Genomic DNA, 6,519 nt, shown 5'->3' on the forward strand with positions numbered 1-6,519 from the left:
TAATACTTTCTCCTTTGAATGATTCCATAATAAAATTCTTTCACGAAAGATAAGAATTTATCTTTACACCTCTATAATTTTAAATTTATAAGTGCTAAACGTGAGGTTTCTAACAAAGAAGTTGATAAAACTTTATCAATTCAGACTTCAAAAATTTACAAAAAGACAGAAGCAAGTGATGAGCAACAAGAGGCAATAGATGATTTTAAAGACAAATTAAGTGATACCGATTTTGTGTTAAGTGATATTTATTCAAATCTATTTAAAAATGTTATTGAAAAAGTCAAAACATTTGGTGGTATCAAAAAAGACGATTCAATTATTGAAATAGTTTCAACATTACAGCATCGCGAGCTACTGGAAGGAAATACAACTGTTATGTACAATCATAATGAAAGTTCATTGCCAGAACATTACAATGGTCTTGGGTATATGAATTTAATAAGTATGATATTTGAAATTGAAATACTTATTCAAGATTTTAAAAATAGTAAAGATGAAAAACCTTCGGATATAAATTTACTATTTATTGAAGAACCAGAAGCGCACACTCATCCACAGATGCAATATGTATTTATTAAAAACATCAAGGAATTATTAAAACAAGGAATTAAAAGAGATGATGGTCAAAGTGGAGAATTGCAATCAATAATAAGTACACATTCTTCTCATATTGTTTCTGAAAGTAATTTTGATGATATTAAATACTTAAAGAAAAATGACAACAATTCTGTAATCGCAAAAAACTTAAAAGAATTAAAAGAAGAGTATAAAACAAATACTAAACAGTATGAATTTCTAAAACAATACCTCACAATCAATAGAGCCGAGATATTTTTTGCTGACAAAGCAATATTAATTGAAGGAGATACAGAAAGAATTTTGTTTCCAACTTTGATGAAAAAATATGATATTGACGAAGAAAAAAAACATAAAAACCTTGGAACAGTTGATGATTCACTTCCTCTCCTTTCTCAAAACATTTCAATTATAGAAGTTGGAGCATATTCCCAAATTTTTGAAAAATTCGTAGAATTTATTGGCATAAAAACATTAATTATTACTGATTTAGATACTGTTGGGTTAGATGATAAAAAATGTGAACCATCAATCGGAGTTAACTATTCTAACGATGCTTTAAACTTCTTTTTCAAGAATCCGACACTACTTGATTTAAAAGTTTTTACTATTCAAAATAAAACTTTTAGTAATACAAATGGTTTATGGAATGTTGATACTAATGGTAAATTATGTGTTGTTTACCAAATATTAGAAAACGGATTTATTTCTCGCAGTTTTGAAGATTCTTTTATTCATTTAAATAGAGAATTTATCACTCCATTAAAAGATGAATTTAAAGGCTTACAAAATCGAACAAATTTTGATGATACAGCTAATAATGCTTATCAATTAGCCGAACATTGTATTAAGAAAAAAACTCATTTTGCATTAGATATATTGTATCATAGCAACGAAGATTTTAGTAATTGGCAAATTCCAGGATATATAAAAGAAGGTTTATTATGGTTGAAACAGGATTAGTTTTAGAAAAAAAAAGATGAGTTTCAAGAAATAATGGAACATATCAAAAATGGAAATAATTTTCTTTTAAGTGGTGGAGCTGGAAGCGGAAAAACCTATTCTCTTGTACAAGTTATTAAACAAGTTATTGAAGACAATCCAACTTCTAAAGTTGCTTGTATGACATATACCAATGCAGCTGTTAAAGAGATTGAAGAAAGAGTAAATCACGACAATCTAAATGTTACCACCATACACGATTTTCTTTGGGATAATATCAAGCACTTTCAAAAAGAGCTTAAATCTACTTTAGTAAAATTAATAAATGATGTAGATGTAACAAAAATAAAAATTGAAAATGGAACTGTGCCATTTGATTATTTTGATAGTTTAGAAGACGAAATTCAATACAAAGAATATTTACGCTTGAAAGAAGGTATTATTTCTCACGATGAATTATTAATTGTTGCCAACAGTATGTTTCAACGGTTTCCAAAACTATGTGATATTTTAAAAGACCGATACCAATTTATATTTATTGATGAATATCAGGATACGCACAAAGAAGTAATTGAAATATTTCTTACTCATTTAAATCAAAGTAAAAAGAAAAATATAATTGGTTTTTTCGGAGATGCTATGCAATCTATTTATCCAGATGGTATAGGAAATTTAGATGATTATAAAGGCGATGAAGATGAAAAGGTAAAAGAAGTTAAAAAAGAGCAAAACCGAAGAAATCCAAAATTGATATATGAATTAGCGAACAGATTACGAGTCAATGCCGATGGTTTAATTCAAACTCATTCTGATGATAATAATGCACCCAATATGTCGGATGGAACTGTAAAAGATGGCAATCTAAAATTTGCTTATTCAAGTGATGGCAATTTACAAACTTTTAGAGATTATTTAGGTTGGAACTTTTCAGATTCAAAACAAACGAAAGAATTGAATTTAACCCATAATCTAATTGCAGGAAAAGCAGGATTTAGAAGTTTAATGGAAATATATGATCGTGATAGAATTACTGAACTAAAAAATAAAATTACAAAGAAAATAAAAGAAGATAATATTGAAATTGCTGAAGAAGCTACATTTGGAGAGGTTATAGACCAAGTAAATCTAGCTGTAAATCCCTCAACACAAATTGGACAGTTCCTTACTCAAAACAATGATTTATATCTAACTGCAAGGAACTACCCATTTACAGTTTTTCGAAAAATTTATTTAGACAAAGACCAATTACTTGATGATAAAAAACAGGACAAGGAAGATGAAAATAAAAAAGGTTCAAAAAGAGACCATTTAATAAAGCATCTTTTCAAAGTTCAAAATAATATCTCGTTATATCAAAATAAACAGTATAATGAATTTTTGAGAGTTACAGATTTTAGGTACAAATTTAAAAGCATTGAAGAAAAAAGAGTATTGCAAAAAAACATCAATGAATTAGTTAATGTTGAAAATAAAACCATCGAACAAATAATTACTGAAGCAAATGTAAAAGGAATTTGTCTTGTTGATGATAATTTGATGAGATTTATAGCTGAAAAAGAATATGTTTATAATCGAGTAAAAAATGTAAGATTTTCTGAATTTCAAAAGCTATATAATTATTTAGAGGGAGCTACACCCTTTTCAACTCAACATAAAACAAAAGGAGATGAATTCAACAATGTATTAGTCATTCTGGATAATGGTAAGTGGAATCAGTATAATTTTGAATCTTTATTTTTAAATAGTGGTACAGAAAGCGTTTTGGAAAGAACTCAAAAAATATTTTACGTTTGTTGTACACGAGCAAAAGAAAATTTAGCTGTTTACTATCATAATCCCAAACCAGCTGTTATTGAAAAGGCAAAAGAATTATTTGGGCCTGGCAATGTGGTTTGTTTAGATTAATAGAAGTGTAATAATTAAAAAGAAGTTCAACAATAATGACTAAATCAGAAGAGTGGGCGTATAATTTATGCAGAGATTCTTTTTTCTCACTGTTTAGCTTTGTAAATCCTATTGGTAAAAAAGGGAAAGAGCTTTGCGATGTTATTATTATTTGTGGCAAGGATATAGCATTAATATCTGTAAAAGAAATTAATATCAATCTAACTGGTAACTATGACGTTGATTACAACAGATGGAATACACGTGCAATTGAAGATTCTGTAAAACAATTAAATGGAGCAGAACGCTTTCTAAAGGCCGTTTCTTCGTTTAAATTAAAAGGTTCAGAGGAAGAGATCGAATTACCAATAGAAAAAAACTTTTTCAAAATTGCTTTAGCGATTGGAGGAAGAGGCAAATTTCCTATTCCAGAATCTATTCGAAATAATGGATATGTTAACATTATGGATGAAGTTTCATTTCATTCAATTACTTTGGAACTTGATACAATAACAGATTTCATTAGTTATTTAAGAGAAAACCAAACTATCAAATGTTTATTTTACAGGAAATGGAGAAGAAGATTTGTTAGCGTATTATTTATTCAATGAATTTAATTTTCCAGATAAAACCTATTTAGTTTTTGATGAAGGATTATATAAAAGCTTCAAAAAAGATAAATTTTATATTAAAGAAAAAAAGGAAAGACAAGAAAGTTATATATGGGATTTCATAATTAATCATTCTGCTCAAAATCATTTTACCCAAAACGGTTATAATACCAAATCTTTAAATAATCTGATGAAAGCTTATGAGATTATGGCGCAAGAAACAAGATTTGAAAGAGTAAAATTAGTAAACAATTTAAATGAGGTAATTAAAACTAATATCAGGGCAAGAATATATTTTTCACCCTCTTTTAATCACGTCATTTATGTTTTTGTTTCTGGAAAATTTAATAACCAAAAAGAAAGATTAAAAGAATTAGAGATTAGATGTATGGTTGCTGCCTTTTTAATGAATAAATCGGCTGTTGTAATAGGTATTGCTTGGGAAATTCAAAAAGACACAGAAGTATATGATGTTGCATATCATAATTACAATAATATCTGGAATGACAGGTTGGATAAATCCTCATTAATTGCAATTAATGAACTAGAGTATTTTAAAAAACATTATGAACAGATAATCTTAAACGGATAGTAAAGTAGTATCATTGGAAAAAGTAACAGAAAATATAAGAACAATTGAAACCGTATTAAATCTTGATACAGGACAAATAATTTATGCAAATACTTTTTTGGAATTAGGTGACCATATTGTTTTTCCTTACAGAGAAAAATGTCAAGATGCCTATAAGAAAAAAAGAGACCCATTTCTTGTTTGTGATACTTGTGGTCAAATGATACAAATAAGTGGTGGAAAAGGTATAAATGGAAAAATTAAATACTTTAAGCATTTAAAAGATAGTAATGATTGCCCAATTAAAACCGATACAAAATTATCACGAGAAGATATTTTAAGAGGTAAATTTAATGGTCAGCAAGAAGGAGCTTTACATATTGAAACCAAAAATCTAATTTATGATTTTCTATTTTTAAACAAAGAAACTAAAGGAGAGATTTCATTTGCTCAAAAGGAAATGGTCAATAAAAGTGAAAGAAACTATCTTGAATGGAAAAAACCCGATATAACTTCTGTATTTAAAGAAAAGAAATTAGTTTTTGAAAATCAACTTGCGACTACTTTTTTAGATGTTATATGCGAAAGACAACATTTCTATAAAGACAACAAAACTTTTATAATTTGGGTTTTTAAAAACTTTGAAATTGAAGCAGACAAACAACGATTTACTCAAAAAGACATATTCTATTCTAATAACAGGAACGCTTTTATTTTAGATCAAGAGGCAATTAATTTATCAAGAATTAATAATGATTTGTTTCTATTATGCCAATATCAAAAGCCTATAGCTAACATAGAAAACATTGAGTTTGAATGGGAAAGTAAATACATAAATTTAAGTGAATTAACTTTTGATATTAATTCTTACAAAGTTTATTATTTTGATGTTGATAAAGCTGAAAATGAAGTTAAATTAGAAATTGATAAGAAAATTTCAGAGAGGACAGAAGAGGAAAGATTACTTAACGAAGAAGGTAAAAAAATAAGATTGCAAGAAATCGAAAAACGTAAAGAGGCTCAAAGACTGATTGAAATTGAACAAGAAGAATTACGTCTACAAGAAATTGAAAGAGAAAAGCAACACGAAAAAAATAAAGCTGGAAGACAAAAAGCAATAGATGACGAACAACTAGATTATGAAAACAAAAATGCTTTATTTTTTGAAAGATTAAAACTGAATTATAGCAGTTTAAGCCCTTTACAAATTATATTCAATTCTGGAATAAATGAAATTCACACAAAAACAGATGAACTATTTAGAAATGGTTATAATCCAACCAAAGGAGATTTAAGTTTTCTCAAAATTGAATATCAAATCGAATTAAGCAATTACAAAACATCATTCAGAAACTCAATTCTATATTTTTTATCATTGGCAATAATTCATACTAAATTAAAGAGTAATCCAGATTACTTGAAACACTTGCCTAGAATTGAAAGAGTATTGATTGCTGTTTTATCTATCAAAGAAAAAAAAGTAATTGGTTATAGTTTTAAAAATTTAGTTGAAATTCCAAATCATTTTTATAATCCAAGAGGTAAAATTGAATTTGCACAAATAATTTTAGAAGCAATTAAAACGTACTATGGATTAGATGATTTTTTACGAATTGAAGATAAAAAAGGAATTTTAAAAAGAAAATTAGAGAAATATAATATTGCTAATCCTATTAAGGAAATTAGTTATAATCAAATAATCTCAAGTGTGTTCAAAGATTTAAAATTTGAAAACAATATATCCTAAATTATGAATACTTTCATCAATTTATCAGCTCAAAAATCCAAAGGTATTGATTGCAGTATTTATAAAAATGCTCGTCAATTACGAAAAGATGCGTTACTAATTGCAGAAATTAATACCAAACGCATTTATTGTATAGACCAAATATTGTCTAAAAAAACATAGCTATAACCACAGATACTCATGAC

Annotated in this window: 5 protein-coding genes and 1 pseudogene; all 6 read left to right on the top strand. The window is 27.1% G+C overall.

Translation table 11 applies throughout. The features are described 5' to 3' along the window. Positions 1-60: 60 nt before the first annotated feature. Positions 61-666, top strand: a pseudogene (locus H8R24_RS18395) (AAA family ATPase); the annotation flags it as partial. After that, positions 640-1,542 (top strand): ATP-dependent nuclease, encoded by a 903-nt coding sequence (locus H8R24_RS18400; RefSeq protein WP_317172599.1) that lies wholly within the window; start codon positions 640-642, stop codon positions 1,540-1,542. The pseudogene H8R24_RS18395 and the gene H8R24_RS18400, both read left to right, overlap by 27 nt. Before the next feature lie 33 nt (positions 1,543-1,575). Continuing rightward, positions 1,576-3,426 carry a UvrD-helicase domain-containing protein gene (locus H8R24_RS17425; RefSeq protein ID WP_187021591.1) on the top strand — a complete coding sequence of 617 codons (1,851 nt, stop codon included), beginning with the start codon at positions 1,576-1,578 and terminating at the stop codon, positions 3,424-3,426. Between the two features lie 35 nt (positions 3,427-3,461). After that, positions 3,462-4,016 (top strand): hypothetical protein, encoded by a 555-nt coding sequence (locus H8R24_RS17430; RefSeq protein WP_187021593.1) that lies wholly within the window; start codon positions 3,462-3,464, stop codon positions 4,014-4,016. After that, a complete protein-coding gene (locus H8R24_RS17435) occupies positions 3,991-4,608 on the top strand; it encodes a hypothetical protein (protein ID WP_187021595.1) in 618 nt (205 codons plus the stop codon). Before H8R24_RS17430 ends, H8R24_RS17435 begins: the two co-directional genes overlap by 26 nt. 13 nt (positions 4,609-4,621) lie before the next feature. After that, positions 4,622-6,334, top strand: a complete 1,713-nt coding sequence (locus H8R24_RS17440; RefSeq protein ID WP_187021598.1) for a DUF6035 family protein — start codon at positions 4,622-4,624, stop codon at positions 6,332-6,334. Positions 6,335-6,519: the final 185 nt, after the last annotated feature.

The organism is Flavobacterium muglaense, assembly GCF_014305155.1.
Taxonomy (GTDB): Bacteria; Bacteroidota; Bacteroidia; order Flavobacteriales; family Flavobacteriaceae; genus Flavobacterium; species Flavobacterium muglaense.